Origin of the sequence: Carbonicoccus niuqiaonis, assembly GCF_050157065.1 — a bacterium.
GTDB lineage: Bacteria > Actinomycetota > Actinomycetes > Propionibacteriales > Propionibacteriaceae > Avipropionibacterium.
Map to the genome: position 1 here is coordinate 1,110,895 of NZ_CP189573.1, position 22,992 is coordinate 1,133,886.

The 22,992-nt window shown below is 68.4% G+C and carries 30 protein-coding genes and 1 pseudogene; 21 read left to right on the forward strand and 10 right to left on the reverse strand.

Annotated elements, in window-relative coordinates; genetic code table 11:
• Window positions 1-108 precede the first annotated feature (108 nt).
• The 5 genes from ACQBAU_RS05090 to ACQBAU_RS05110 all read left to right on the forward strand — a co-directional run bounded on the left by ACQBAU_RS05090 (window position 109) and on the right by ACQBAU_RS05110 (window position 5,555).
• On the forward strand, window positions 109-966 hold the full coding sequence (locus ACQBAU_RS05090) for a helix-turn-helix domain-containing protein (protein WP_434549956.1): 858 nt from the start codon (window positions 109-111) through the stop codon (window positions 964-966).
• On the forward strand, window positions 953-3,229 hold the full coding sequence (locus tag ACQBAU_RS05095) for an FAD-dependent oxidoreductase (RefSeq protein ID WP_465254952.1): 2,277 nt from the start codon (window positions 953-955) through the stop codon (window positions 3,227-3,229). The genes ACQBAU_RS05090 and ACQBAU_RS05095 overlap by 14 nt, the downstream gene beginning before the upstream one ends.
• Before the next feature lie 12 nt (window positions 3,230-3,241).
• Window positions 3,242-4,513 (forward strand): M18 family aminopeptidase, encoded by a 1,272-nt coding sequence (locus tag ACQBAU_RS05100; protein ID WP_465254951.1) that lies wholly within the window; start codon window positions 3,242-3,244, stop codon window positions 4,511-4,513.
• Window positions 4,514-4,600: 87 nt separating this feature from the next.
• On the forward strand, window positions 4,601-5,155 hold the full coding sequence (locus tag ACQBAU_RS05105; protein WP_465254950.1) for an NADPH-dependent FMN reductase: 555 nt from the start codon (window positions 4,601-4,603) through the stop codon (window positions 5,153-5,155).
• Between the two features lie 31 nt (window positions 5,156-5,186).
• Complete coding sequence (locus ACQBAU_RS05110) at window positions 5,187-5,555, forward strand: GNAT family N-acetyltransferase (RefSeq protein ID WP_465254949.1); 369 nt, start codon at window positions 5,187-5,189, stop codon at window positions 5,553-5,555.
• A 74-nt stretch (window positions 5,556-5,629) separates the two neighbouring features.
• Here ACQBAU_RS05110 and ACQBAU_RS05115 read toward each other — a convergent pair whose 3' ends face one another.
• Window positions 5,630-6,175: a lipoprotein LpqH gene (locus ACQBAU_RS05115; protein ID WP_465254948.1), complete on the reverse strand. Its 546-nt coding sequence runs from the start codon at window positions 6,173-6,175 to the stop codon at window positions 5,630-5,632.
• 184 nt (window positions 6,176-6,359) lie between these two features.
• Here ACQBAU_RS05115 and ychF point away from each other — a divergent pair, with 184 nt between their 5' ends.
• The 3 genes from ychF to ACQBAU_RS05130 all read left to right on the forward strand — a co-directional run bounded on the left by ychF (window position 6,360) and on the right by ACQBAU_RS05130 (window position 8,358).
• Window positions 6,360-7,433: a redox-regulated ATPase YchF gene (gene ychF / locus ACQBAU_RS05120; protein ID WP_465254947.1), complete on the forward strand. Its 1,074-nt coding sequence runs from the start codon at window positions 6,360-6,362 to the stop codon at window positions 7,431-7,433.
• 139 nt (window positions 7,434-7,572) lie between these two features.
• A complete protein-coding gene (locus ACQBAU_RS05125; RefSeq protein WP_465259494.1) occupies window positions 7,573-7,917 on the forward strand; it encodes a transposase in 345 nt (114 codons plus the stop codon).
• Window positions 7,918-8,028: 111 nt separating this feature from the next.
• Window positions 8,029-8,358: an NUDIX hydrolase gene (locus ACQBAU_RS05130; RefSeq protein ID WP_465259495.1), complete on the forward strand. Its 330-nt coding sequence runs from the start codon at window positions 8,029-8,031 to the stop codon at window positions 8,356-8,358.
• A gap of 167 nt (window positions 8,359-8,525) precedes the next feature.
• Here ACQBAU_RS05130 and ACQBAU_RS05135 read toward each other — a convergent pair whose 3' ends face one another.
• Window positions 8,526-9,221: an ankyrin repeat domain-containing protein gene (locus ACQBAU_RS05135; protein ID WP_465254944.1), complete on the reverse strand. Its 696-nt coding sequence runs from the start codon at window positions 9,219-9,221 to the stop codon at window positions 8,526-8,528.
• 489 nt (window positions 9,222-9,710) lie between these two features.
• On the opposite strand from ACQBAU_RS05135, the gene ACQBAU_RS05140 reads away from it, so the two are divergent.
• Together ACQBAU_RS05140 and ACQBAU_RS05145 are read left to right on the forward strand one after the other, a co-directional pair.
• Window positions 9,711-10,232: a P-loop nucleotide/nucleoside kinase family protein gene (locus tag ACQBAU_RS05140; RefSeq protein ID WP_465254943.1), complete on the forward strand. Its 522-nt coding sequence runs from the start codon at window positions 9,711-9,713 to the stop codon at window positions 10,230-10,232.
• Window positions 10,233-10,265: 33 nt separating this feature from the next.
• Window positions 10,266-11,087 carry a siderophore-interacting protein gene (locus ACQBAU_RS05145; protein WP_465254942.1) on the forward strand — a complete coding sequence of 274 codons (822 nt, stop codon included), beginning with the start codon at window positions 10,266-10,268 and terminating at the stop codon, window positions 11,085-11,087.
• Window positions 11,088-11,216: 129 nt separating this feature from the next.
• On the opposite strand, the gene ACQBAU_RS05150 is transcribed toward ACQBAU_RS05145, so the two are convergent.
• From ACQBAU_RS05150 to ACQBAU_RS05165, 4 genes are all read right to left on the reverse strand, one after another.
• The gene (locus tag ACQBAU_RS05150) at window positions 11,217-11,432 is read right to left on the reverse strand and encodes a DUF6924 domain-containing protein (RefSeq protein WP_434549971.1); all 216 of its coding nucleotides are present in this window, start codon (window positions 11,430-11,432) and stop codon (window positions 11,217-11,219) included.
• A complete protein-coding gene (locus ACQBAU_RS05155; RefSeq protein WP_465259463.1) occupies window positions 11,417-12,010 on the reverse strand; it encodes a hypothetical protein in 594 nt (197 codons plus the stop codon). Before ACQBAU_RS05155 ends, ACQBAU_RS05150 begins: the two co-directional genes overlap by 16 nt.
• Window positions 11,967-12,542, reverse strand: a complete 576-nt coding sequence (locus ACQBAU_RS05160; RefSeq protein WP_465259464.1) for a hypothetical protein — start codon at window positions 12,540-12,542, stop codon at window positions 11,967-11,969. The genes ACQBAU_RS05155 and ACQBAU_RS05160 overlap by 44 nt, the downstream gene beginning before the upstream one ends.
• Before the next feature lie 62 nt (window positions 12,543-12,604).
• Window positions 12,605-13,282: a hypothetical protein gene (locus ACQBAU_RS05165; RefSeq protein WP_434549974.1), complete on the reverse strand. Its 678-nt coding sequence runs from the start codon at window positions 13,280-13,282 to the stop codon at window positions 12,605-12,607.
• A 107-nt stretch (window positions 13,283-13,389) separates the two neighbouring features.
• On the opposite strand from ACQBAU_RS05165, the gene ACQBAU_RS05170 reads away from it, so the two are divergent.
• Window positions 13,390-13,749, forward strand: a complete 360-nt coding sequence (locus ACQBAU_RS05170) for a hypothetical protein (RefSeq protein ID WP_465254940.1) — start codon at window positions 13,390-13,392, stop codon at window positions 13,747-13,749.
• Window positions 13,750-13,764: 15 nt separating this feature from the next.
• Here ACQBAU_RS05170 and ACQBAU_RS05175 read toward each other — a convergent pair whose 3' ends face one another.
• A complete protein-coding gene (locus ACQBAU_RS05175; RefSeq protein WP_465254939.1) occupies window positions 13,765-14,400 on the reverse strand; it encodes a peptidoglycan DD-metalloendopeptidase family protein in 636 nt (211 codons plus the stop codon).
• Between the two features lie 85 nt (window positions 14,401-14,485).
• On the opposite strand from ACQBAU_RS05175, the gene ACQBAU_RS05180 reads away from it, so the two are divergent.
• The 4 genes and pseudogenes from ACQBAU_RS05180 to ACQBAU_RS05195 all read left to right on the forward strand — a co-directional run bounded on the left by ACQBAU_RS05180 (window position 14,486) and on the right by ACQBAU_RS05195 (window position 16,645).
• Window positions 14,486-14,893: a hypothetical protein gene (locus ACQBAU_RS05180; protein ID WP_465254938.1), complete on the forward strand. Its 408-nt coding sequence runs from the start codon at window positions 14,486-14,488 to the stop codon at window positions 14,891-14,893.
• A 12-nt stretch (window positions 14,894-14,905) separates the two neighbouring features.
• Window positions 14,906-15,256: pseudogene (locus ACQBAU_RS05185) on the forward strand (GNAT family N-acetyltransferase); the annotation flags it as partial.
• 80 nt (window positions 15,257-15,336) lie between these two features.
• Window positions 15,337-15,453: a GNAT family N-acetyltransferase gene (locus ACQBAU_RS05190; RefSeq protein WP_465255390.1), complete on the forward strand. Its 117-nt coding sequence runs from the start codon at window positions 15,337-15,339 to the stop codon at window positions 15,451-15,453.
• A gap of 28 nt (window positions 15,454-15,481) precedes the next feature.
• Complete coding sequence (locus tag ACQBAU_RS05195) at window positions 15,482-16,645, forward strand: hypothetical protein (RefSeq protein WP_434549979.1); 1,164 nt, start codon at window positions 15,482-15,484, stop codon at window positions 16,643-16,645.
• Between the two features lie 43 nt (window positions 16,646-16,688).
• On the opposite strand, the gene ACQBAU_RS05200 is transcribed toward ACQBAU_RS05195, so the two are convergent.
• Window positions 16,689-17,900, reverse strand: coding sequence for a hypothetical protein (locus ACQBAU_RS05200; RefSeq protein WP_465254937.1), 1,212 nt, complete (start codon window positions 17,898-17,900; stop codon window positions 16,689-16,691).
• A gap of 63 nt (window positions 17,901-17,963) precedes the next feature.
• Here ACQBAU_RS05200 and ACQBAU_RS05205 point away from each other — a divergent pair, with 63 nt between their 5' ends.
• The 3 genes from ACQBAU_RS05205 (at window position 17,964) to ACQBAU_RS05215 (ending at window position 19,251) form a co-directional block, all read left to right on the forward strand.
• Window positions 17,964-18,323, forward strand: coding sequence for a hypothetical protein (locus ACQBAU_RS05205; RefSeq protein WP_465254936.1), 360 nt, complete (start codon window positions 17,964-17,966; stop codon window positions 18,321-18,323).
• A gap of 49 nt (window positions 18,324-18,372) precedes the next feature.
• The gene (locus tag ACQBAU_RS05210; RefSeq protein ID WP_434549982.1) at window positions 18,373-18,780 is read left to right on the forward strand and encodes a GNAT family N-acetyltransferase; all 408 of its coding nucleotides are present in this window, start codon (window positions 18,373-18,375) and stop codon (window positions 18,778-18,780) included.
• A gap of 63 nt (window positions 18,781-18,843) precedes the next feature.
• Complete coding sequence (locus ACQBAU_RS05215; protein ID WP_465254935.1) at window positions 18,844-19,251, forward strand: VOC family protein; 408 nt, start codon at window positions 18,844-18,846, stop codon at window positions 19,249-19,251.
• Between the two features lie 5 nt (window positions 19,252-19,256).
• On the opposite strand, the gene ACQBAU_RS05220 is transcribed toward ACQBAU_RS05215, so the two are convergent.
• Entirely contained in the window at window positions 19,257-20,528 is a 1,272-nt protein-coding gene (locus ACQBAU_RS05220; protein ID WP_465254934.1) for an amidohydrolase, read from the reverse strand.
• Window positions 20,525-21,301: a trimeric intracellular cation channel family protein gene (locus tag ACQBAU_RS05225; RefSeq protein WP_465254933.1), complete on the reverse strand. Its 777-nt coding sequence runs from the start codon at window positions 21,299-21,301 to the stop codon at window positions 20,525-20,527. The genes ACQBAU_RS05220 and ACQBAU_RS05225 overlap by 4 nt, the downstream gene beginning before the upstream one ends.
• Window positions 21,302-21,403: 102 nt before the next feature.
• On the opposite strand from ACQBAU_RS05225, the gene ACQBAU_RS05230 reads away from it, so the two are divergent.
• The 3 genes from ACQBAU_RS05230 to ACQBAU_RS05240 all read left to right on the forward strand — a co-directional run bounded on the left by ACQBAU_RS05230 (window position 21,404) and on the right by ACQBAU_RS05240 (window position 22,894).
• On the forward strand, window positions 21,404-21,817 hold the full coding sequence (locus ACQBAU_RS05230) for a VOC family protein (protein ID WP_465254932.1): 414 nt from the start codon (window positions 21,404-21,406) through the stop codon (window positions 21,815-21,817).
• Between the two features lie 151 nt (window positions 21,818-21,968).
• Window positions 21,969-22,517: a DinB family protein gene (locus tag ACQBAU_RS05235; protein WP_465254931.1), complete on the forward strand. Its 549-nt coding sequence runs from the start codon at window positions 21,969-21,971 to the stop codon at window positions 22,515-22,517.
• 29 nt (window positions 22,518-22,546) lie between these two features.
• A complete protein-coding gene (locus ACQBAU_RS05240) occupies window positions 22,547-22,894 on the forward strand; it encodes a DUF488 domain-containing protein (RefSeq protein ID WP_465254930.1) in 348 nt (115 codons plus the stop codon).
• Window positions 22,895-22,992: the final 98 nt, after the last annotated feature.

A 22,992-nucleotide genomic window follows, 5' to 3' on the forward strand; every position in this document is an offset into this window, starting at 1 on the left:
GAGATCTTGCCAAGGGGGTCCGACAATTTTGGGCTCCCGCACCGTGCGGGGTCCGAACCGTGGTCGGACAACTTCACAAATCTTGCGTCATACGCAAGACTGGCACCCGTGCCTGCCTCAACGATCCGTGCGACCGGGGAACCCGCGCCCGGTTCCCGGGTGCAGGCACTGGAGCGTGGGCTGGAGATCCTCTCCATGCTGGTGGAGGCCGACGGCCCGCTGACCGGCGGGGTGCTGGCCGGGCGGATGGGGCTGCACGAGAGCTCGGTGTCGAGGATCCTCGCCACCCTCGTCCGGGCCGGCTACGTCCGCCGGGTGCCCGGTGGCACGGTGCCCGACTTCGGGGTGCTGCGACTGGTCCGCGCCGCCCGATCGTTCCCGGTGATCACCGTCGCCCGTCCCGTCATCGAGGAGATCGCCGCCGAACATCCGGAGCTCGGCGTCAACCTCTGTCTGCTCTTCCGCGACGAGCTGACCTACCTGGTGCGCAGCCGCGTCGGGACCGAGACCGTGACGAGCCACTCGTTCCCGATGCACCAGTCCTCGGCCGCGATGCGCTTCCTCGTCGACCTGCCCGACGACCGGGCCCACGCCATCCTCGCGCGTTCGCGCGAGGTGTACGGCTGGCAGGGCGGCCCCCGCCTTCCGGCCGACGAGACCGCAGCACTGACCTGGGCCCGCCGGCACCTCCGTCGGGGGGCATTGGTGCTCGAGGGCTGGATCGGCGACTCGGTGTCCGGCGCAACCCGGATCGCCGACTGGGAAGGCCATCCGCTGACGGTCGCGATGTCGGGCGAGGCCGGGCTGGACCACACCTTCCTGCGCACCGAGCTCGTCGCTGCCGCCAACCGCGTCGAAGCCGCCCTGGCAACGGCCGGACCCACCACACGACCGACCAACCGCACCTCAGCACGTACGACCGGGAAACACCCACACCAGGAGGAATCCGTCCATGCGCACCATTGAGTCCGAGGCCGACATCACCGTCATCGGTGGTGGCCTCGCCGGCATCTGCGCCGCGATCACCGCCGCCCGACAGGGCCACCGCGTGGCGTTGGTGCAGAACCGTCCCGTGCTGGGCGGCAACTCCTCGTCGGAGGTGCGCGTCTGGGTCTGCGGGGCGACCGCCCACGGTGCCCACCAGTGGGCCCGGGAGACCGGCGTGATGGGGGAGCTGTGGCTGGAGAACCAGTACCGCAACGCCGAGGGCAACCCCTACTACTGGGACCTGGTGCTGTTGGAGTGGGTCCGGGCCGAGCCCAACATCACGTTGTGGTTGAACACCGACGTCCGGCAGGTCGACGCCGACGACACCGACGCCGGTGGGCGCAGGATCAACTCCGTCACCGGCTGGCAGCTGGGCTCGGAGAAGGTGATCACCTTCCGCTCGGACGTCTTCATCGACTGCAGTGGTGATGGCCTGGTCGGGATGCTCGCCGGTGCCGAGCACATGGTCGGACGGGAGTCGTACGACACCTACCGCGAATCGTGGGCACCCGAGGTGCCGGACGGCAACACCCTCGGGTCGACGATTCTCTTCTACACCAAGGATGCCGGCGAACCGTCGCCGTTCATCCCACCCAGCTTCGCGGTCGACATCGCCCAGACCTCCATCCCCGAGCACCGGGTGATCAACTCCCGCGCCAAGGGCTGTGCCTACTGGTGGATCGAATGGGGCGGCGAGCTCGACGTCGTCGACGACAACGAGCGGATCCGCGACGAACTGCAGGCCGTGGTGTACGGGATCTGGGACCACATCAAGAACTCCGGCGAGTTCACCGACGTCGAGAACCTCACCCTGGAATGGGTCGGCAGCGTTCCCGGCAAGCGGGAGTACCGCCGCTTCACCGGTGACTACGTGATGACCCAGCACGACATCCTCGACCAGACCGACCACGACGACGCCGTCACCTTCGGCGGCTGGTCGATCGACCTGCACCCACCGGGCGGGGTGTACGCCACCGAGCACGGCTCCAAGCACTGGTTCTCGCCCGGCACGTACGACATCCCGTTGCGTTCGCTGTACTCCCGCAACGTGGAGAACATGTGGGTCGCCGGCCGCAACATCTCCGCCTCCCACGTCGCCTTCGGCAGTACCCGGGTGATGGCCACCTGCGCCACCATCGGCGAGGCCGCCGGGCTCGGCGCGGCGACCGCACTGAGTGCCGGCATCACCCCGCGGGAGTTGGCCGGGGAACGTTTCGAGCTGATGCGCTACGCGATGATCCGCAACGACACGTCGGCCACCGCGGTCCGCAACGACGACCCCACCGACCTCGCCCGCACCGCGACGGTGACCGCCTCGTCGACCCGTACGGTGCTGGACGCCGACCCGTCGGGGGAGACCCTCGAGCTCACCACCGACCTGGCGTTGATCATGCCGGCCAGCCCGAGGCTGGGGCGGGTCGAACTGCTGCTCGACGTGCCCGAGGACATGGTGATCACGGTCCACGTCCACGATTCCGACTCGGCCCGCAACCACCTGCCCGCCGAACGGCGCCGAACCGTCGAGGTGCCGGTGTCCGCAGGCGACAAGCAGTGGGTCGCGGTCGACGTGGACACCGAGGCAGGCGAGTCCGGCAACCTGTTCCTGATCATCGAGGCCCACCCCGGACTGCGTGCCTGGCTGGCCGATCGGCCGGTGCCCGGGGTGGTCGTGTTCACCCGCCGGGTGCTCGCCTCGGAGCAGGAGTGGAGTGAACAGTTCCGGGAGTGGAAGCCGATCCTGGAGCAGTCCGGTGCGGTGTTCCGGATGGTCGACCCGATCGACTCGTTCGCCCCCGAGCACGTGATCGGCGGTTACGCCAGGCCGTACGGGGGGCCGCAGATGTGGGCTTCGGCCGACCTGGGGACCGACCCCGTCCCGGAGCTGCAGCTGAGCTGGGACCACGCTGTCACGATCGGGGAACTGCAGCTGGTGCTGGACGACGACGTGCAGATCGACCTGATCAACCTGCACCACCACCGCACGCCGCACGAGGTGATGCCGACGCTCGTACGCGACTACGACATCGAGGCGCGCATCGGCGAAGACTGGCACCCGGTGGTCGAGGTGCGCGGCAACCGGCACCGGCACAACCGCCATCGGTTGGCCGAGACGATCACCACCGACGCCGTACGGCTTCGGGTGCACGCGACCAACGGCGCCGAGCACGCCCACGTCGCTGCCTTCCGTGCCTACGCTGCGGAAGCGGAAGCCGGTGTTGCGCCGGTCGCCGTGTCGGGGTGATTGACTGGCCCCATGTCAACGCCTGCCAGAACTCATGTTGCTGACCTGATCGACTTCGTTGCGGCATCGCCGTCGTCGTACCACGCCGCAGCCGAGGGAGCTCGCCGGTTGGTCGCGGCCGGGTTCACCGAGCAGTCGGAGGCCGAGCCGTTCTCCGGTGAGCCCGGCGGACACTTCGTGATTCGCGACGGATCCCTTGTGGCGTGGCGAATCCCGACGACGGCGTCGCCGGAGGACCGCTTCATGATCGTCGGTACGCACACCGACTCGCCGTCGTTCAAGCTGAAGCCCGATCCGGCGGCGGCGGCACAGGGCTGGCGGCAGGTTGCGGTGGAGGTGTACGGCGGCCCGCTGCTCAACTCGTGGCTGGATCGTGAGTTGGGGCTGGCGGGTCGACTGGTGACCGCCGACGGGGTCTCCCACCTGGTGCGGACGGGGCCGATCATGCGGATCCCGCAGTTGGCGATCCACCTCGACCGGGGAGTCAACGACAACGGGTTGACGCTGTCGAAGCAGGCCCACACCCAACCGGTGTGGGGGCTCGCCGCCGGGGTGGACGTGCTGACCCACCTCGCGAGCACCGCAGAGACATCCCTGGGTGACGTTCTGGGTCACGACGTGGTCGCCTACGACACCCAACCGGGGCAGGTGTTCGGCGGTGCCGACGAGTTCTTGGCGTGTGGTCGGCTCGACAACCTGAGCAGCGTCCACGCCGGCCTGGTCGCGTTGATCAACGCCGTCGACTCCGAGTCGATCACGGTGCTGGCAGCCTTCGACCACGAGGAGATCGGCTCGGGCAGTCGCTCCGGGGCTGCCGGTCCGATCCTGGAGGACGTACTCAATCGCATCGCGACCTCGGTGGGGGCGACCGCTGAGCAGTACCGCCAGATGCTCGCGCGCTCGTTCTGCGTGTCCGCCGACACCGGTCACGCGGTTCACCCCAACTACGCCGGTCACCACGACCCGACGCACCATCCGCTGCCCAACCGTGGCCCGCTGCTCAAGCTCAACGCCAACCAGCGCTACGCCACGGACGCGGTCGGAACGGCACTGTGGCGTCGGGCCTGCCGGGCGGTCGGGGTGGAGACCCAGCCGTTCGTCTCCAACAACGACATGCCGTGCGGGTCGACCATCGGCCCACTGACCGCGACCCGGTTGGGGATCACCACCGTGGACGTGGGGATCGCGTTGCTGTCGATGCACTCGGCACGGGAGCTGGCCGGGGCGGACGATCCGTACCAGCTGTCGCGTGCGTTGGAGGCCAGCTACCACCTGGTGCCGTGACCCGACCGTGGTCACCCCGTGGTGGTGCCGCCACCGCGGCCATGGGCTTAGGGTTGGTGCTGTACACCCAAGCCTGAGGAGGCCCGTATGAAGATCGGCATCATCATCGGCAGCACTCGGCCGGAGCGTCGAGGCGCCGCCGTCGGACAGTGGGTCCACGAGATCGCGAGCGCCCGCGACGACGCCGAGTACGAGCTGGTCGACCTCGAGTCGTTCCAGTTGGAGCTGTTGGACGAGCCGATCGTGCCGGGTGCGGCCAACCGGCAGTACGAGAGCCCGCAGACCACCGCGTGGAGCAAGAAGATCGACGCCCTCGACGCCTTCGTGTTCGTCACCCCGGAGTACAACCACGGTGTGCCGGCGGCGCTGAAGAACGCAGTCGACGTCATCTATCCGGAGTGGAACAACAAGGCGATCACGTACGTGTCCTACGGAGCCGACAAGGGGGTGCGCGCCGTCGAGCAGTGGCGGACGATCACCGCGAACGCCCTGCTGTACTCGACGCGAGCGCAGGTGTCGATGTCCACCTTCGACGACTGGTCTGACGGGGTGTTCGACCCGGACGCGATGTACGTCGACGCCCTGAACGGTGCCCTTGATCAACTGGTCGCCCTGGCCGGGGCCGTGAAGACCCTCCGTTGATCGACCGCCCAACCGCGAAGGAGCCCGCACCATGTCCGATGATCAGGCGCCCACGCCCGACCTCGACCACCCGCGGGTGAGTCGCGGTACCGAACCCCGCTTCGAGATCCACGTCGACGACTCGGGCACCCCGGTCGGGTTCGCCGACTTCGTCGACGTCACGTCGGCCGACGGTACGCAGGAACGGATCTTCCCGCACACCGAGGTGGACGAGGCGTACGGAGGCAGGGGCCTGGCCTCGACGCTGGTCCGGGCTGCCCTCGACGCGACCGTCGCCGAGGGGCGCAAGATCGTGGCGGTCTGCTCATACGTGAAGCGTTGGGTCGAGCGACACGAGGAGTACCAGCAGCACCTGGTCGACACCCGACCGGATCACCTGGAGGCTGTGGATCAGGGCTGACCCGGTAGGCCACGGTCCCTGGGTTCAGGCACCTCAGCCACGGTGCTCCGGCGCGTTGTCGATGACCTCTCGGGTCACGCGGGGCAGCTGGCGGTGACCTCGACGTTCGCCTGCTTCATCCCGTCCTTGGCGTTGCTCCCGGTCCCGGTGATGGTCCAGGTGCCATCGGCCTCGGATGCGGTCAGGCCGTCGCCGTTCAGGATGGCGCTGTTCGGGGCGTTGAGCAGGAACTGCTCGATGTTGCCGCTGGACAGCCGCATCACCAGGGAGGTGCCGCTGGTGTCCGGGGTGACGAACGTGGTGACCCCAGCCGTGACGTTGCAGCCGACCGTGATGTCACTGAAGTCGATCGCCTCGCCGCCGACGGTGACGCTCACCTCGGCCGGCTTGAACCCGGCCGGCAGTCCCTCGCCACCCGATTCCGTACCCGAGCCGGTGCTCGACTCACTCGTCGATGGCGCCGTCGACGCCTCGGTCGAGGCCGACGAGGCCGGGGCCGAGCTGGCCGGTCCATGCGAGACGGTCGACGGAGCGGATTCGCTCGGGCCGGAATCCCCGGAACAGGCGGCAAGGCCAGCGGTCAGGACGAGGGCGATTCCGGCGAACAGGGTGCGACGCATCAGGTGATCTCCTGAGTGAATGGTGATGGTGGGAGCCGCACGCACGTGGGGCAGCAAGGCGAAATTTTACCGCTCGTCCGGTCCACTCCGGACTGCCAGCGCCCGGCACGTCGTTCACTGCCAGCTGCGACGCGGATCCTCTCGGTTCGCCGCCACCACCGCCTGCCACGTAGGGTTGGCCGATGTGGCGCTCACCATCGGTATCGTCGGCCTGCCCAACGCCGGCAAGTCGACCCTGTTCAATGCTCTGACCCGCAACGACGTGCTCGCGGCGAACTACCCGTTCGCGACGATCGAGCCGAACGTCGGGGTGGTCGGGGTGCCTGACCCGCGACTGCCCGTACTGGCCGAGATCTTCAGCAGCGAACGGATCGTGCCGGCCACGGTCAGCTTCGTCGACATCGCGGGCATCGTGAAGGGCGCGAGTCAGGGCGAGGGGATGGGCAACGCCTTCTTGTCCCACATTCGCGAGGCGGACGCGATCTGTCAGGTCACCCGGGTGTTCGACGATCCGGACGTGACACACGTCGACGGGGGAGTGAACCCCGCCAGCGACATGGAGACGATCAGCACGGAGTTGATCCTGGCCGACCTGCAGACGATCGAGAAGGCGCTACCCCGGTTGGAGAAGGAAGCCCGCATCAACAAGGACAAGCAGGCCGGCGTCGAGGCCGTCAAGCAGGCCCAGTCGGTGCTGGAGTCCGGCAAGGGCGTGTTCGCCGCGGGGCTCGATCGCGAGCCGCTGCGCGAGCTGTTCCTGCTGACCGCCAAGCCGTTCCTGTACGTGTTCAACTGCGACTCCGACGAGCTCGCCGACGACGACCTCAAGCAGCGGATGCGTGACCTGGTCGCACCGGCCGAAGCCATCTTCCTCGACGCCAAGATCGAGTCGGAGCTGTCGGAGATGGAACCCGACGACGCAGCCGAGTTCTTGGCCGATCTCGGCGTCGACGAGCCCGGCCTGGACGTCCTGGCCCGGGTCGGCTACGACACCCTCGGGCTGCAGTCCTACCTGACCGCCGGGCCGAAGGAGGCCCGCGGCTGGACCATCCACAAGGGGTGGACCGCACCGCAGGCGGCAGGCGTCATCCACACCGACTTCGAGAAGGGCTTCATCAAGGCCGAGGTCGTCTCGTTCGACGATCTGGTGGCTGCGGGGTCCATGAACGCTGCGAAGGCCGCTGGCAAGGTACGCCTCGAGGGCAAGGAGTACGTGATGGCGGACGGCGACGTCGTGGAATTTAGATTCTCGAACTGACATCTGGCGGCAAAGAGGTGCTTCGGCGTCGGCCGTGCCTAGGGCGTGTCTTACAAATGGATCCACGGCGCGCTGAGAGTCTGAACGGGTGTCGCGGTTTCAAATGTTGTCTGATGCTCAGTGGTCGTTGATCGAGGAGATGCTGCCGCGTCCCACGGGGCGTGAGGGGCGGCCGTTCTCGGATGCGAGGACGATGGTCGAGGCCATCGTCTACCGGTATCGGTGCGGGATCGCGTGGCGGGACTTGCCGGAGGTGTTCGGACCGTGGCAAACGGTGTGGACCTGGCACCATCGGATGGCGGTGGACGGGACCTGGGACCGGGTGCTCGCGACGCTGACCGCCGCCGCGGACGCGGAAGGCCTGGTGGACTGGTCGCTGTCGGTGGACTCCACGATCGCTCGGGCGCATCAGCACGCGACGAACGCCACGCGCCTCACAGGGGGCTGGATCGAATTACACGAATCCGGGCGTCGAGCCGCCTGATCTTGCGGTCGGCCGCTCCCGGGGCGGGTTGTCGACATCCCGCTTGAGTTCGTGGGTGTCCAAGTTCCGGCAGGCACCATCGAGGACGGGGAGGTGCCGGAGACCGCGGCAGTGCGCGAGGTCCTTGAGGAGACGAACCTCCAGACTCGTGTCGTCCGGGCACTAGGAGTCGAGCGGTATGACCTCTGGCCATCGAAGCCCGAGATTCACGAACGGCACTTCTTTCAACTGGCTGCCTTGGACGCGGATCTCGAAGAGCAGTGGAGCGCAGGTGAGCCCAGCCCATCGGGCGGCGGACTCCCGCAGCGTTGGACGTGTCGTTGGATCCCCTTGGCGCAGGCTCACGTGCTATGTGCGGGTTTCGGCGCGCGACTCGGTGAGATCGTGCTTAGGGGCAGCGATGGCACGACGGGCGAGGGGGAATCGTCGGCCATCCGGTAATGACTCCCCGTGCCGTAATTCGGTGGAGTTCAGATTTTCGAACTGACATTTCGGGGGCGAGATGCGCGCACGTCGCGCTGTTGCGAGCGCCTCGGCGGCCGGGTAACTGTGGAACAGTTACCACCGGTTTCGCCTACTTCGGTAGGTCAAGGGCCGGTCCTCATTTTCTACCTGTGCATGTCGCTGGTCCTCGTCGATGCGGATCGTGCCAGGAACCGGCCGACGGGTTCGGCGGCGTAGCACTCAGCCAGCGGCTTGCCGAACGGCGGCTCAACGAACGCAGGGTCGGCCCCGTTCGCCAGCAGGAGATCGAAGATCCGGTTGAGGTCGTCTACGAGCTCGTCGTTCAGGGGCTTCGGGTCGACCCACTCGGGATCGCCATACTTGCAGCGCGGCAGGAACTGCCGTGCTTGGCTCGCGGCGAATCCCAGCGCCGAGCCGCCATGGGTGTTCGTTGCCGCGATGTCCGCTCCGGCGTCGAGGAGACGCCGGAGCGCATTGAACGCGGCGTCGGCCCTTTCGGCCGTTTTCGCAAGTTCCCACTCTGGATCGTGATGGGGAGGTCCTGTCCGTCGTATCCGGCGTGAATTCGCGACCGCGGCACCTATCGCGCTGTGGAGCACAGGCATTCCAAACTTGTCGAAGGGGTTGAGGTCGCAGAAGTTCGGGTCGGCACCGTGATCGAGGAGCAGTGCCGCGATCTCGTACGCTCCCTTGTGATAGCACACCTGAAGCGGAGACATGCCGGCGAACTGCTTCGGCGGAGCGGTGGCGACCAAGTTCGCGGCGTCGGGGTCCTTCTCCAGTCGCTCCCTGACTTTGTCGACATCGCCGGAGACGATAGCTTTGAAGAGCACCTGCATCGACTGTCCTCTCACTCACGTGGATGAGTATCGAAACGAGTATAAGTCTGGCACCACGTCCAGTTACCGGGCGGCGCGGACAACGCGGTGATGAGACGGCACCGGATGCGAGGTCGGGGCGGCCTGCGGCGGCCCGCCGGTCCGTCGGTCGGTCGGTCCATCTCGGATCTGCTCATCGCAGCGACAGCGGAGATGGTTGGCCTGTCGGTCCTGGCTGTTGACTAGGAGTTCCACCTCATCGCCGAGTTCACCGGACAGTCCGTGTGGAGGCGCTCGCGCTGATCTGACGCGTCGGAGTAGTGTCGCCGGGCTGTGAGATGGCCGTGCGTACCGAAACTCGGTGGAGTTCCGGTTTGGCGTCTAGCGTTAATGACGTTGCCCGTGTGGAGCGACGCCGGACCGGAGGAGGTGGAGATCGTTGACTACCACTGACAAGATCGAGCCGATTCACCCGGGCGAGGTCCTCATCCGAACGTCGCTGGTGGTCACGTGACCGTTCGCCTCGTCGCCGTCTCCGGTCTGCCCGGGGTCGGGAAGACGAGCGTCGCCGAGATCTTCGCTGGGCGCACGGGGTCGGTCCACCTTTCTGTCGACGCAGTCGAGGAGGCGATCCTCGCCTGCGGTCTGCCGTCAGGGTGGCAAGTCGGCGTCGCGGCGTACGAGGCGGTGCGTGCGATGGCGGAGCAGAATCTACGACTCGGTCACGATGTCGTCGTCGATGCAGTGAACGACAGTGAAGAGGCGCGGCAGACCTGGCGGACGGCGGCCTCGGGAGCGGATGCACGCATCGCGTTCGTGTGCCTCACGGTCTCCGATGTGTCGGAGCATGAGCGAAGGCTCAGCGGCAGGGATCGCGGTCTCGTCTTCGTCGGTGAGCCGACTTGGGCGGACGTTGAGCGCCGGAGCGCTGACTACGCCGCGTGGTCCGATGAGGTCATGGAGTTTGACACGGCAGCGCGGACGGCGGACGAGATCGCAGACGCACTCGCCGCGCGCCTCGACACCAGATGAGAGCCAAGCGCAGGTAAGGGTAGACTTACCTAAATGGGTAGGAAGAAGAACACGCCGACCGACCGTCGCTTCATGATGGCCGATGTCGCGCGCACCGTCCGTGTCAGCCCCAACTTCGTCCGGCTGACGCTCGCCGGCCTGGACGGGCTCGAGAAGCGGGGTGCTGATCACTGGTGCCGCCTGTTCTTCACCAGGCAGGGGCAGGACGTACTGGCACTTCCCACCCGCACCAACGAGATCGGGTGGTACCTGCAGTACCTGGCGACGCCCAAGGCGCGACGGCCGTGGGTGCGGGCCTACACGGTGCGCGACGCGCGGCCCGACGTGGGTGAGGTGGACATCGACTTCGTCGTGCACGGCGACGAGGGTGCGCCGATCGGGCCCGCTGTCCAGTTCGCCCTCGACGCACAGCCCGGGGACCGCGTCGGTTTCCTCGATCAGGGAAGTGCCTTCACCCCTGACCACCCCCACGACTGGACACTGCTGATCGGTGACGAGACTGCGCTGCCGGCGATCGCTGGCATCTGTGCCTCGCTCCCGGAGTCCGTACGAGGTGTCGCGATCATCGAGATTCCCACCACCGACGACCGCCAGGAGATCTCGGCTCCGGCCGGCATGGAGACCATCTGGATCCCTCGTGACGAGTCGTCCCGGGCGTACGACAAACCGGGCGAACTCGCGCTCCGGGCGTTGAAGGCGGCGACGCTGCCCGACGGGGCGGTGCACGCCCACGCCATCGGTGAGTCCGGGCTCGCCACCGGTGCGCGCCGCCACCTCGTTCAGGAGCGAGGCGTGCCGAAGCGCCACGTGGACTTCGCCGGCTACTGGCGCCACGGGCGCGCCGCCACGAGTTGACTCTGCACGAGCGCCCGATCCCGCGCTCAGCGCTCAAGGAACCCGTACGTGACAGCGAGCGGCTGGGCCGACGGGACGCTGCCCAGGCGAAGCGCCTTCAGGTGTGGCTCGAGGACGATCTGCTGGCACTCAGCCGAAGCCCCGGTGGACTCCGTCGTCATCGGTGTGCTCCGCGAAGTCCCACCAGTCCATGTTCGCCAGGTTGATGTTGTTCTCAACGCTCCACAGCTCCGCAGCGAGGACACGGAAGTTCCCCAGCACGGCCGCGTCGTCGTCATCCCCGTTTGCCAAGGGCAGCCAGACCGCGAGGATCGGGGCGTCATCACCGTTCAACGCCTCGCCCATCGCGTCCGCGCCGGCACCGAGCCCCACGGCCAGCGATCCACCTCGGTTCGGTCCGCACACCTCAGGATCGGGTTCCCACGGATGCAGAGGCCCCAGAACAGAAGGCGACCGCAGTCGACACACTGCACGAAGCTGCTGATCGTGTACTTCAACTCCGACTCCAGCAGCGCCAACATGTCCTCGAGCGGTACGTCGTGGCGCAGCTCGATCATCCGTCCGGCGCGCACCCTCTCGATCAGGGCCTCGGTCGTCGCGTCGATGTCCCAGGGGATCACACCATCGCTCGGCACCCCGACCGTTGCGCAGGTCTCGCAGTCGTCCACGGGGCACAGTCTGGCCGACGAGGCGAATCGGGCATCGGGCGCCACGGACAGTGAGGTGTCGGTGACGGGGGTGCCGGCGATGAAGGCGTTGATCCGTTCCACCCCGTGGACCTGACAGGCCCGTTCGACCGCTGGCAGGGAGTCCTCGAGCAGGATCCGGTCGCGGACGATCGGCAGACCGAACAGGTCCTGGGGCGGTAGTGGCGTGTCGTCACGCAGCTTGTATCCGTAGTACACGACGTGGGTCAACGCCATCCCGAGCTCCTGGGCGAAGGCGCCGTCGTGCACGAACGCGCGGAGGTCGGCCAGCGTCGGCGCTGTCGTGATCCCGGCGAACAGGTGCGCGGACCGTACTGCCGCCACTGGTTCGGCCGGCTCCCCGGTACTCGACGTTGCCGACCAAGACGAGGTCGTGGAAGGCGACGTCGGCGTCTCCGTCGAAGCGGTGTTGCCCGAGCACGACGGTGGTGTTGGCCGCCGTCACGCCATGGGTCTCGCAGCGGTGCACCAGGTCGTCCAGTTGGGCCTCGGTCAGGCCATGCCGGTCGGCGATCTCGGCGAGTACGACCTTGATCGGCCGGGGCTCGGTGACCTCACTGGCGAGGAAGTCCGGGTCGTACGCGTCGCCCGCGTCCCGAGCGAATTGCCCGGCAGCAGGGTCATCGGGGGACAGGTGGTCGACGAGGGCGGCCTCGGACGGCACGGTGCCGATCCAAATGGCGGCGCACCGCAGTGCCGGATCCGCCAGATGTCTCGGATCGGCGAAGCGATCAACGAACTCGAGCATCGATTAAACACGTTGTCGCGACCGCCATCGGGACCTGCGCCCCGGGTACCTCCTTGGGGCGATCAGCGCTGCGACTCGGCAGGCAGGAACCGTGCCACCGCCGTCTTGCCGAAGTACTCGGCGACCGACAGGTCTTCGCCGGCGTTGAGCTTGTCGTCCGGGTCCGCGCCGCGTTCCAGCAGGGCATCGAAGATGCGGGTGAGGTCATCGATCAACTCGGGGTTCAGCGGCTTCGGGTCCACCCAGTCGGGATCGTTGTACTTGACCTTGGGCAGGATCTCTGCGGCATCGATCGCGGCACGGCCCAGCGCCGAACCGCCGTACGAGTTCTTCGCGTGGATGTCGGCCCCCGATTCGAGCAGCAACTGCAGCCCGGCGAACGCGGCGTCAGCCGTCTCTGCGGAGTTGCGGGTCGTCCATGCCTCCTCAGGTGGGGCGAGCCGGGTGGGACGCAGCCACCGGGAGCGCATCACGGCCGCCATGATCGCGTGGTGCAGGACCGGTATCACCCACGGGTCGCGGTCGGCGTGCTCGATGTAGTTGGGGTCAGCGCCCTGCTCCAGCAGCAGTTCGGCGATCTCGAACTGGCCGTGCCGGTAGGCGACCTGCAAGGGTGACTGGTCGGTGTACTTCTTCGGTGGGGCAGTCGCGGTGAGGGCGACCGCACCAGGGTCCTTGGCCAGCCGCGCATGCACGGCGTCGAGATCACCGGCCACGATGTCCTTGAACAGCTTCTGCATCCTGGCTCCGTACGTCGGTCCGGTGTTGTTCTGTGGCAGCCTACTGGCTACGCGCCCAGGGGTGGGCGCAAGACAGGATCACCACATCTGGCAGAAGGGGAAGCCCTGTGGCAAAGCGAAAGACTCCGGAACAGAAGGCGGACGAGGAACGTCGTCGCGGGCTGGCTCGTGCCGCCGGTCGTGACGATGACTTCGTGCCGTTCTTCACCGATCCCAACCAGGCGATCCGCAACGAGGCTGCGGTGAATCCGAACGCCAGCGCCAGGGTGCTCGACCGCTTCGCCGATGATCGATTCTGGAGCGTCAGGGTCACCGTTGCCCACCACCCGAACACCTCCAGGACGACCCTGCTCCGCCTGCTGGAGCCGGATTCCCGACGCCGTGGTGTCGTGCACGCGGAGACCCGCCGACGGCTCGAGGGTGAAGGGGTCGTGTTCAACGACGACGGGATGCCCCTCGAGAGCTGACTCGACGGCCGGGCATCAGGCCTCGACCACCTCGCCGTTGTGGGGGAGCCCACCGCGGAACGTGATCGGCACGGCGGCGGAGTGGAGCAGGTCACGACTGTCCAGTGCGTGCAGGTGGACGTGCGGCTCGGTGCTGTTGCCGGAGTTCCCGCACCGCCCGATCGGTTGGCCGCTGCGCACCGTGTCGCCCGACGACACCAGGACGCTGCCCTGTTGGAGGTGGCAGACGGCGACGACGGCGATGCCGCCGGCCCAGGTGGTCTCGACGAGCACGTGGTTGCCGATCACGGCCGACAGGCCGCTGTCGAGGCGTCGCCGTTGCGTCAACGCGTAGCCGACCGACGGCAGCCCCCGGAAGGAGTCGTGGTCCGGCTCGGTCGTGTGGGTGCCGACCACCACGCCGTCGATCGGTGACACCACGGCTCGACCGAAACCGGTGAAGGCCGAAGGCGGTTCGGTACGCAGCAACGAGGTGAGCGTGTAGAGGGCGGACCGCCCGTCGTCGTCCACCGGTACGAAGTCGATCGCATGGGAGAGCCCGAACAACGCGGTGCCGTGGCTCGGTACCCGGTTCGCGGGACTGTTACGGACCAGCCATCGACCGTGGAACGGGTACGCGAGGTCGAGCGGGTCACGCGTCGGGTCCGTCACCGCTCCAGCGTAGTCGCGTACGACACCTGCGCGGAACCTTCGACGACACCCGCGTGAGACCATGATCGTCTCGACAGGAGGCCTCATGATCACCAGCCCGCAGTCCATCCGGATGAGTCGCAACGGTGTCGGTCACGACGCGACGGTGGCATGGGAGTCACATGACGGCCTGACGTGGACGGTGTCGATCACCTGCGCGGAGTTCGGCCGGGTGGAGGCGCGTGCCGACGACGCGTTCGAAGCCCTGTGCCACCTACGCGACGAGCTCGAGCCACTCGGCTGGCGGATCGGGGTGGCCGGCGCGCAGGTCGACGTCTGGCCCAGCGGGATGGCCCGCGACCAAGGTGGCGGCAAGGTGGCCTACCGGGTGTCGGCGGACTGGAACCACACGAGGGTGGACACCTTCGAACCGGTGGACCCGGACCTGGTGGCCACGGTGGCGGAACAACGGGCCGAGGTCGACCGAATCTTCGACGAACTCCGCCTCTCGTGACATCGTGCTGCCATGTCCCTCCCCACTCCGACCCTGGGCACCGAGCGGTTGCGCCTACGCCCGTTCATCGACGCCGACGCCGATGCGCTCTACGCCTTGCAGAGCGATCCGGATGCGATGCGCTACTGGGACTCCCCGCCATGGAGCGACCGCGCGGCGATCCCTCGCTTCTTCGCCAGTTGCCGGCAGATGTCGGAGAGTGGCAGCGGTGTCCGGGTGGCGATCGAACGGACCACTGAGCCCGGCCTGATCGGCTGGTGCACCTTCAACAGTTGGAATCCAGACTTCCGAAGCGCCTCCTTGGGCTACGCCATCTCTCCGACGGCCTGGGGGCGCGGGTACGCGACGGAGTCGGCTCGCGCCGTGCTCGACTGGGCCTTCGCGACGCTCGACCTCAACCGGGTGCAGGCGGAGACCACACCCGGAATCTGGCTTCGGCCCGGGTGCTCGAGAAGCTCGGATTCGTCCGGGAAGGGACGTTGCGGCAGGACTGCATCGTCAACGGTGACGTCTCCGACACCTGGGTGTACGGGCTGCTCCGCAGCGAATGGGCGGGGTGACCGCCTTCGGCGTGACATGATCTTGGTCATGCCGAAACGGTCAGCAGCAGTCCTGGCATGGCAGGACTCTCGACGTCCGGCCTGCCGGCGTCGCGGGATGCAGTTCGTCAGCGAGGCAGGGTTCGTCGTCGACGACACGTACATCACCATCCTTGAGACCAGGATCGTCCAACCGGGCAACGACTCCGGGCCCTTGCAGATCAGCTGGTCGATCTTCATCAAGCCGCTCGCCGTGGACGACGTGCTGCGGTCGGCTTTCATGCCCGAGGCGGAGATGGGGCCGCGGATGCGGCTGAACCGTCGGGTCAACGGTGCCTTCCAGGTCTGGCCACTACGGATCGGCCGCGGAACGTCCGACGCCGCGGCATCCGATGACCCCGACTGGGATCGGGTGCTTGATCAGTTCGACCGGGTGCGCGCCGAGTTCATCGAGCAGCACCCGACCGTGGCCGACTTCGCGGCACTGCTCGAACCGGACGGGCCGGACCAGGTCACGGGCCATGATCTCGTACGACTGATCACCGCGCTGCTGGCGGCCGAGCGCACCGCTGATGCCGCCCGGGTCGTCGAGGAGGCGATCGACCGCGGCGAACGGGGGCCGCTGCACGGCAAGGCCGACGTTCTGCAGTACCTGCGCGCGTACGCCGACGGCCCGGAGTCGCACGCCGCGTTCCGCGCGAGCCTGCTCCCCACCCACGACCTGGCTGTGTTGTACGAGTCGCGACGCAGCACCTCGATCGAGCTGCGTCGCGGGGCCGTCCATGATCGATTCGCCGAGCCACTGTTCAGCATGGACGGGACCGACCCCTGGGCCGTGGTGCTGACCGCCCGCCGACCGGCCGGGGAACCCGACGACCACTCGACATCGCTGTACCTGCAGGCAGCCGGGACCACCGACACGATGGTGGTGGAGTTCTGCCGACCCGGCGGAGACGAGTTCGGGGCCGTGTCGGTTCGTTCGGTGATCGGGCGCGCGCCGGTGGCCGGCGACGCTCCCGAGGTCGAGATCCAGGTGGCGGGGCGGCCGATGGTGATCAGGGCCAACGAGGCGATGACCGCGACCGAGGCGCGGGGTCTGTTCGAGACGTTCTTCGCCACCGACACCATCGGTGCGGGCCATGTGCTGCGGCCCGTCGAGGGCTACACCGCCACCGGCACCAGCATCGACCTGCGCGACCCGCTCAGCAAGTGATCATTGGCGTTGTACGGGTCCTGCGCAGCGATCGTCGGTGGCATCAGGCGTCCTCGGCTGCGGCTGCGGCCGCCTGACGCTGCCGTGCCAGCCAGGTGTGGTTGACGGTTGCGGTCCGGACCGCCGCCCGGAACGTCTTCGCGTCCGGGCCGCGGTACAGGTCTCGCCCCCGGTACGGCGAGTTCTCCCGATGGGGTCCGTCGTCGTTGATCCGACGGGCGAGCTCGGAAAGGTAGGCGTGGCCGCCGGCGCGGTGGGCCTCGACCTCGGCGTCGTCGAGTCGGATGAGGGCGCTGTCGTCGACCATGCTGCTGACCACGTACCGGGCGTCCAGGTACAGAACTCCCTGCTGCTCAAGGAGGAACCATCCGCCGGGCTCGTGGTCGACGTGGTGCATGGCGTCCTGGTCCGCGGCGATCCGGGCGGCGTCACCCCACTGCTCGACCGGTGGGATCGCTTCGAGCGGCCGCTGTCGGGTGTCGTTGTAGACGTGGTGGCCGAAGGTGGCGGAGGCGTTGCGAAACAGCGTGAGGCAGCTGATCCGGTGGCAGGTGGTGCAGCTGAGTTGACTCTCCACTCGCGCCATCAATCCGGACACGTGCAGGGGCAGCAGGTCGACGAGCCGGACCCAGTGGTCGTCCTCGGTGAGGTCGCCCGCCGCGACGGCTGCCGACAGGGCAGTCGTCGTGGCCTCGACGTCGACCCCGCCGGTCGGGTGTCGGACGAGCAGGTCGCTGCAGGCCGGGCAGTCGTCGTCCTCGGGTCGACAGGCCGACCCCGGTCGGTCCAGCGTGAACGTGATGCGCCGCAGGTTGCCCGGCGCCTGCCAGCCGCCGGTGTCCCCGCCGACCCGGAAGGCGAACCGCACGTACGCGCCTCCATGGGCGACGTATGGCTCGCTCAGCCCGGAGAACCGGACCGGCCCGCCGAACGCCTTCTCGAGATCGGCCAGCGTGGCATCGTTGGCAACGCGCGGCACCCAGTCCGTCAGGTCGGCGGCGCGGGTGCCCGACGGTGTCGGGGTGAGGTGCAGAACCACCGCCACGACCGCGTCGTCGTGCACGATGACCTCCGTGCCGGCGGCGAACTGAAGCCGACGGGACCGCCGGACGGGTTCCTCGATCGAACGGTCGCGGACGGCGACCGGCTCGCCCCCGGCGTGCGCGATCAGCCTGCGGACCGTGGGATCGGTCTCGGGCCGGCCGAGGGCGTCGATGATCATGGGCAGCTGGGACCGTCGCCGCGGTGACTTCACCAGGCCATTGTCGCCCATCGGCCGTCGCCCATCGCCCGTAGGCCCGGTGCGAGAATGTCAGGTATGCCTGAGAACAGTGGCGTGGTGCAACAGGTCCGGGTGCATCTCGAGCGGGCCGATGCGCACCCCGGGGACCAGCACGGACTCTCGCAGGTCATCGACGTCCCCGGCACCATCGTGCTGTCGGACCTGCTCGACACGGTGCTCATGCCGTTCCTGTCCAACACCCCGCGGGCGGTGTGGGTGTGTCGGGCCAGGACGGGCGAAGGGTGGCAGGATCTCGCCGAGGTGATCATCGAGTACGGCGAGGAGAGCCACCTGAGCGCCCGGCTGTTGGTGGCGGACCAGCCCATGACGTCCTTGCTGGCCGCGGGGCAGACGGCGGTGGGCCTGTTCTGTCGAAATCAGTGGGGTCGCACCTGACATCGACCAGGTCCGCTGGTAGACAGGAGGGGTGTGGACCGTCGAAGCCGTGACCAGCCCCGTCGAGCTCGTCGACAACGCCCACCTGTTCGACCATGAGGTCACCGCCGACGGTGCCCGGGACTTCATGCACCGCGAGGGGCACGTGCTCTTCCTCGCGACGACCGATGACGGTACGGGGATCGGGTTCGTGTCCGGGGTGGAGATGCGGCATCCCGACAAGTCACCCGAGATGTTCATCTACGAGCTCGGTGTGGACCAGGCGTGGCGTCGACAGGGCGTCGCGAAGGCACTCTTGTTGGCGTTGCGTGACGAGGCGGTACGACGGGGCTGCACCGGGATGTGGACCGGGGCCGAGGCCGACAACGAAGCAGCCCAGGCCACGTACCGATCGATCGGTGCCACGGTGGACGCCGACGCGGTGATCATCGTGTTGGACGACCTGACGGCGAACTGATCATGGCTCGTTGCGCGTCGTGACCTGACGACTCCCGCCTGACCTGCGGTCTACGTTGGCACCATGATCAACGAGACGAATCCGAGCCCGCGGCTCCAGATGATGGTGCTGGACTGCCCTGACGCAGTCGAGCTCGGCCGGTTCTACGCCGAGCTCCTCGGCTGGAAGAGCGTGGCCGACGACGACACCTGGGTGACTCTGATCCCGCCGGGTGGCGTCGTCGGTCCGGACAACCGTGACGGAGGTGTGGGGCTGGGGTTGCAGCAGATCAGCGACTACGTGGCCCCGACCTGGCCGGGCGGTGCCCATCCGCAGCAACTGCACCTCGACCTGTGGGTCCCCGACATCGACGCGGCCGAACCGGCCGTCCTCGCCGCCGGCGCCCGGCTGCACGAGCACCAGCCGGCGACCGACGGGGGATTCCGGGTGTACGTCGATCCGGCCGGCCACCCGTTCTGCCTGGTGACCTGACCCCTTCAGCCTGCTGCCAGCCACGCCAGGGCGGCCGTGGTCAGCGCCCGGGTGCCCACGTCCAGGGTGGGTTGCATCACCGGTGCGAAGAAGGGCGAATGGTTCACCGGGACGTCCTGTGCGATCCGGCCGGACTCGACTGCCTTCGCGTACGCCGAGGGATCGGCACCGTCCACAGCCCAGTAGCAGTAGGGGATTCCGAGTGCATCCGGGATGATGCTGAAGTCTTCGCTGGCCGACTGCATCGCCAACTCGCCGGCGGCGTCGCCGAACACGGTGTCGAACGCGGTCCGTACTCGTTCGGTCGCGGCCGGGTCGTTGCTGGTGGCTGGGTAGCGGCCGTACACCTCGATCTCCGGGTCGGCGGGGGTGGCTGAGGCCCGGCACTCCGCCACCACCATCCGTTCGATCGCAGCCAGTGCGGTCGACATCGCGGTGTCGCTGTCGGTACGGACGTTCACCTCGAGCACGGCGGTGGAGTCGATCACGTTGGCCTTGCTGCCGGCGTGCACGCTACCGACGGTGACCACGCTGAGCCCCGACGGCGGAAGCTCGCGGGAGACCACGGTCTGCAGCCTGATGATGATCATGGCCGCCAGCACGACCGGATCGACGGCCGCGTCGGGCATCGACCCATGGGCCCCGCGGCCGTGCAGCGTGATCCGCACACTGGCCGCCGAGGTGAGCATCAGCCCCGGCCGCGTCCGGACCTCCCCGGCCGGGAAGGCGAGGACGTGCTGACCGAGTGCGACGTCGAGGTGTGGCAACAACGCGCCGAGCCCGTCGTCGACCATCCGTCGGGCCCCCGTACCCAACTCCTCTGCCGGTTGGAACAGGGCCACGACCGTGCCGCTCCACGACTCCTGGCGCATTGCCAACAGCGTGGCCGCGCCCAGCAGAGCGGTGACATGGACGTCATGTCCGCAGGCGTGCATCACCGGCACCTCGATGCCGTCGTCGTCGGTCGCGGTGTCGGTGCTGGCGTACGGCAGGCCGGTCTCCTCCCGTACGGGCAGGGCGTCCATGTCGGCACGGAGCAGGACGCCGGGGCCGTCCCCGTTGCGCAGGATGCCGACCACACCGGTGCCGCCGACCTGCTCGTGCACCTCGTACCCGGACTGCCGCAGCCGATCGGCGGCCAGGGCTGCCGTACGGACTTCCTGGAACGACAGTTCGGGGTGTTGGTGCAGTTGCCGGTAGGTGTCCTGCTGCCAGGCGCGGATCCCGTCCAGGCCGTCGAGGACGTCGTCGTACGGACGATTGCCGTCGGTGTTCATCGGGATCCTTCGTGATCGTCGGGACTGTGATCGTCGGGGTTGGTCCGGCCAGGTGTGCGGGGCCCGGCGGGCCTGCGGCGGGCACGGCCGATGCGACGGGCGACACCCCGGCCGGCACCGCGGTAGCGCCGCGGGATGACCTGAGTGGCCGACCACTGGTCGGCCGGCGGCAGGATCCAGCCGCGCCAACGGGCGAGCAGGCACAGGCCGGCGCCGACGAGGAGTCCGGCCACCATGCCGACCGAGGGCTGCCCGAGCGCATGGGCCACCACCATCACCGCCGCGGCGACGGCTGCGCAGGTGGCGTACAGGGTGTTGCCGCCCAGCACCGTCGGCACCCGCCGCAGCACGATGTCGCGGATGGCGCCGCCGCCGACCGCGGTGATCATGCCGAGCAGGATGGCGGGCACCCAGCCGAGTCCCACGGCCAGCGTCTTCTGGGCCCCGGCGACCGCCCAGCAGCCGAGTGCCACGGCGTCCAGCACCGGCCACACCTTGTCCCACAGGCGGCCCTCGATCCGCAGCAGGAACGCGATCAGGGCAGCCACCAGCGCCGTACCCAGGTAGGCGGCGTCGGTCAGGGCCAGCGGGGCTCCGGCCTGCAGCAGGGTGTCGCGCAGAATGCCACCGCCGAGCCCCGAGAGCACGGCCAGGGTCACGAAGCCGACCGCGTCGAGCTTCTCGCGGCGGGCGATCACGCCGCCGAGGACGGCATTGGCGAACACTCCGGTCAGGTCGATCACCCGGAACAGCGCCACCAGATCGTCATCCACGGTGTCCACTCTTGCACCGGGTCGCACCGCCGGTGGGAGTGAGGGGTGTCCGTGGGTCGATGCCGGGTTGCCGGGTCGGGGCCGGGGCAGTTGGGTGGTGCCATGACCTCGCGCATCTCCCACACCACGGTCGACTGTCATGACGCGTACGCGCTCTCGCGCTGGTGGCAGGAGGTGCTCGGTTACGTCGACGACCCCGACGACCCGAACCAGCCGGGTCACGAGGAGTGCCTGATCCGCGATCCCGAGACCGGACACACGGTCTTGTTCATCGAGGTGCCGGATCCGACCCCGGGCAAGAACAAGCTCCACTTCGACCTCCGGCCGCGCGAGCGCAGTCGCGACGAGGAGGTCGCCTGGCTGGAGCAGTGCGGGGCGACGGTGGTCGCCGACCACCGCGGGATCTACGGACCGGGCTCGGGCTGGGTCATCTTCGCCGACCCCGAACAGAACCAGTTCTGCGTGCTGCGGTCCGATGCCGAGGTGGCGGCAGACCGAGCGTCCGCTGCTGGGTGATCACCGCCCGCACAGATGCCGCCGCACGCGCCGTACTCGGGCTCGCCGCGGGCGCCATGGTCCTCACCGCGCGCGTGGTTGCTAGCGTCTCGTCCATGATCGACATGACCCGAGTTGCTCGCCGGTCCACGCATCCGACGGGGGACGTGCGGTGAGCCCCGTGGGTGGTGACGCCGCAGCCCGGTCTCCGATGCCGGCGGACGATCGGGGCCACCCGCCGTTCCTGGCCGGGGACCGGGAATCGCTGGAGTCGTGGCTCGACCTGTACCGTGCCACGCTGCTGCTCAAGGTCGGCGGCCTCACCGCCGACCAGTTGTGCGCCCGTCCGACGCCGCCGTCGACGATGAGTCTGGGCGGGCTGGTCCGCCACCTCACCTACGTGGAGCGGACCTGGTTCGCCAACGTGGTCGCGGGGGAGGACCTCCCGCCGCTGTACTGCCAGGACGATCCGGACGGTGATTTCAACGACGTCGACCCGGCGACGGTCATGGCTGACCTGGTGGCCCATCAGGGCGAGCTGGTCGCGTCGCGCCGGCGCGCAGCCCGGGTGACCGACCTCGACGCACCGTTGCCGGGGAAGCGCCACGGTCGGCGGCTCAACCTGCGATGGGTGCTCACCCACCTGATCGAGGAATATGCCCGGCACCTCGGCCACGCCGACCTGATGCGTGAGGCCCTCGACGGCACCACGGGGTACTGATCCGACCCGGGCGGCGTACCGTGACGAGCATGACGACGTTCCGGGTGAAGCGGATCCATGACGATCCGGCGGACAGCGACGGCCACCGCCTCCTGGTTGACCGGCTCTGGCCACGAGGTGTGTCCAAGGAACAGGCCGAACTGGACGGGTGGCCCAAGGAGGTCACCCCGTCTTCCGAGCTCCGGAAGGCCTTCCACGACGGAGACCTGGACGAGGAAGCGTTCGCCGAGCGCTATCGCGACGAACTCGACGCCTCGGGTGCGGTCGCCGAGTTGGTCGCTGACCTGCCTGCGGTCGTCACCCTGCTCACAGCGGTGAAGGATCCCGAGCACGGCCACGTCCCGGTGCTGCTGCAGGCGCTGCGCGACGCCACGTGACCCGCAGCCGTCCGGATTCCGCAAACCGACCGGTCGACGGGGGAGGAGGTGTGCGCCCCACGTCTGGGCGCGGACCGGCTCGCGCACTCGACCGGTCG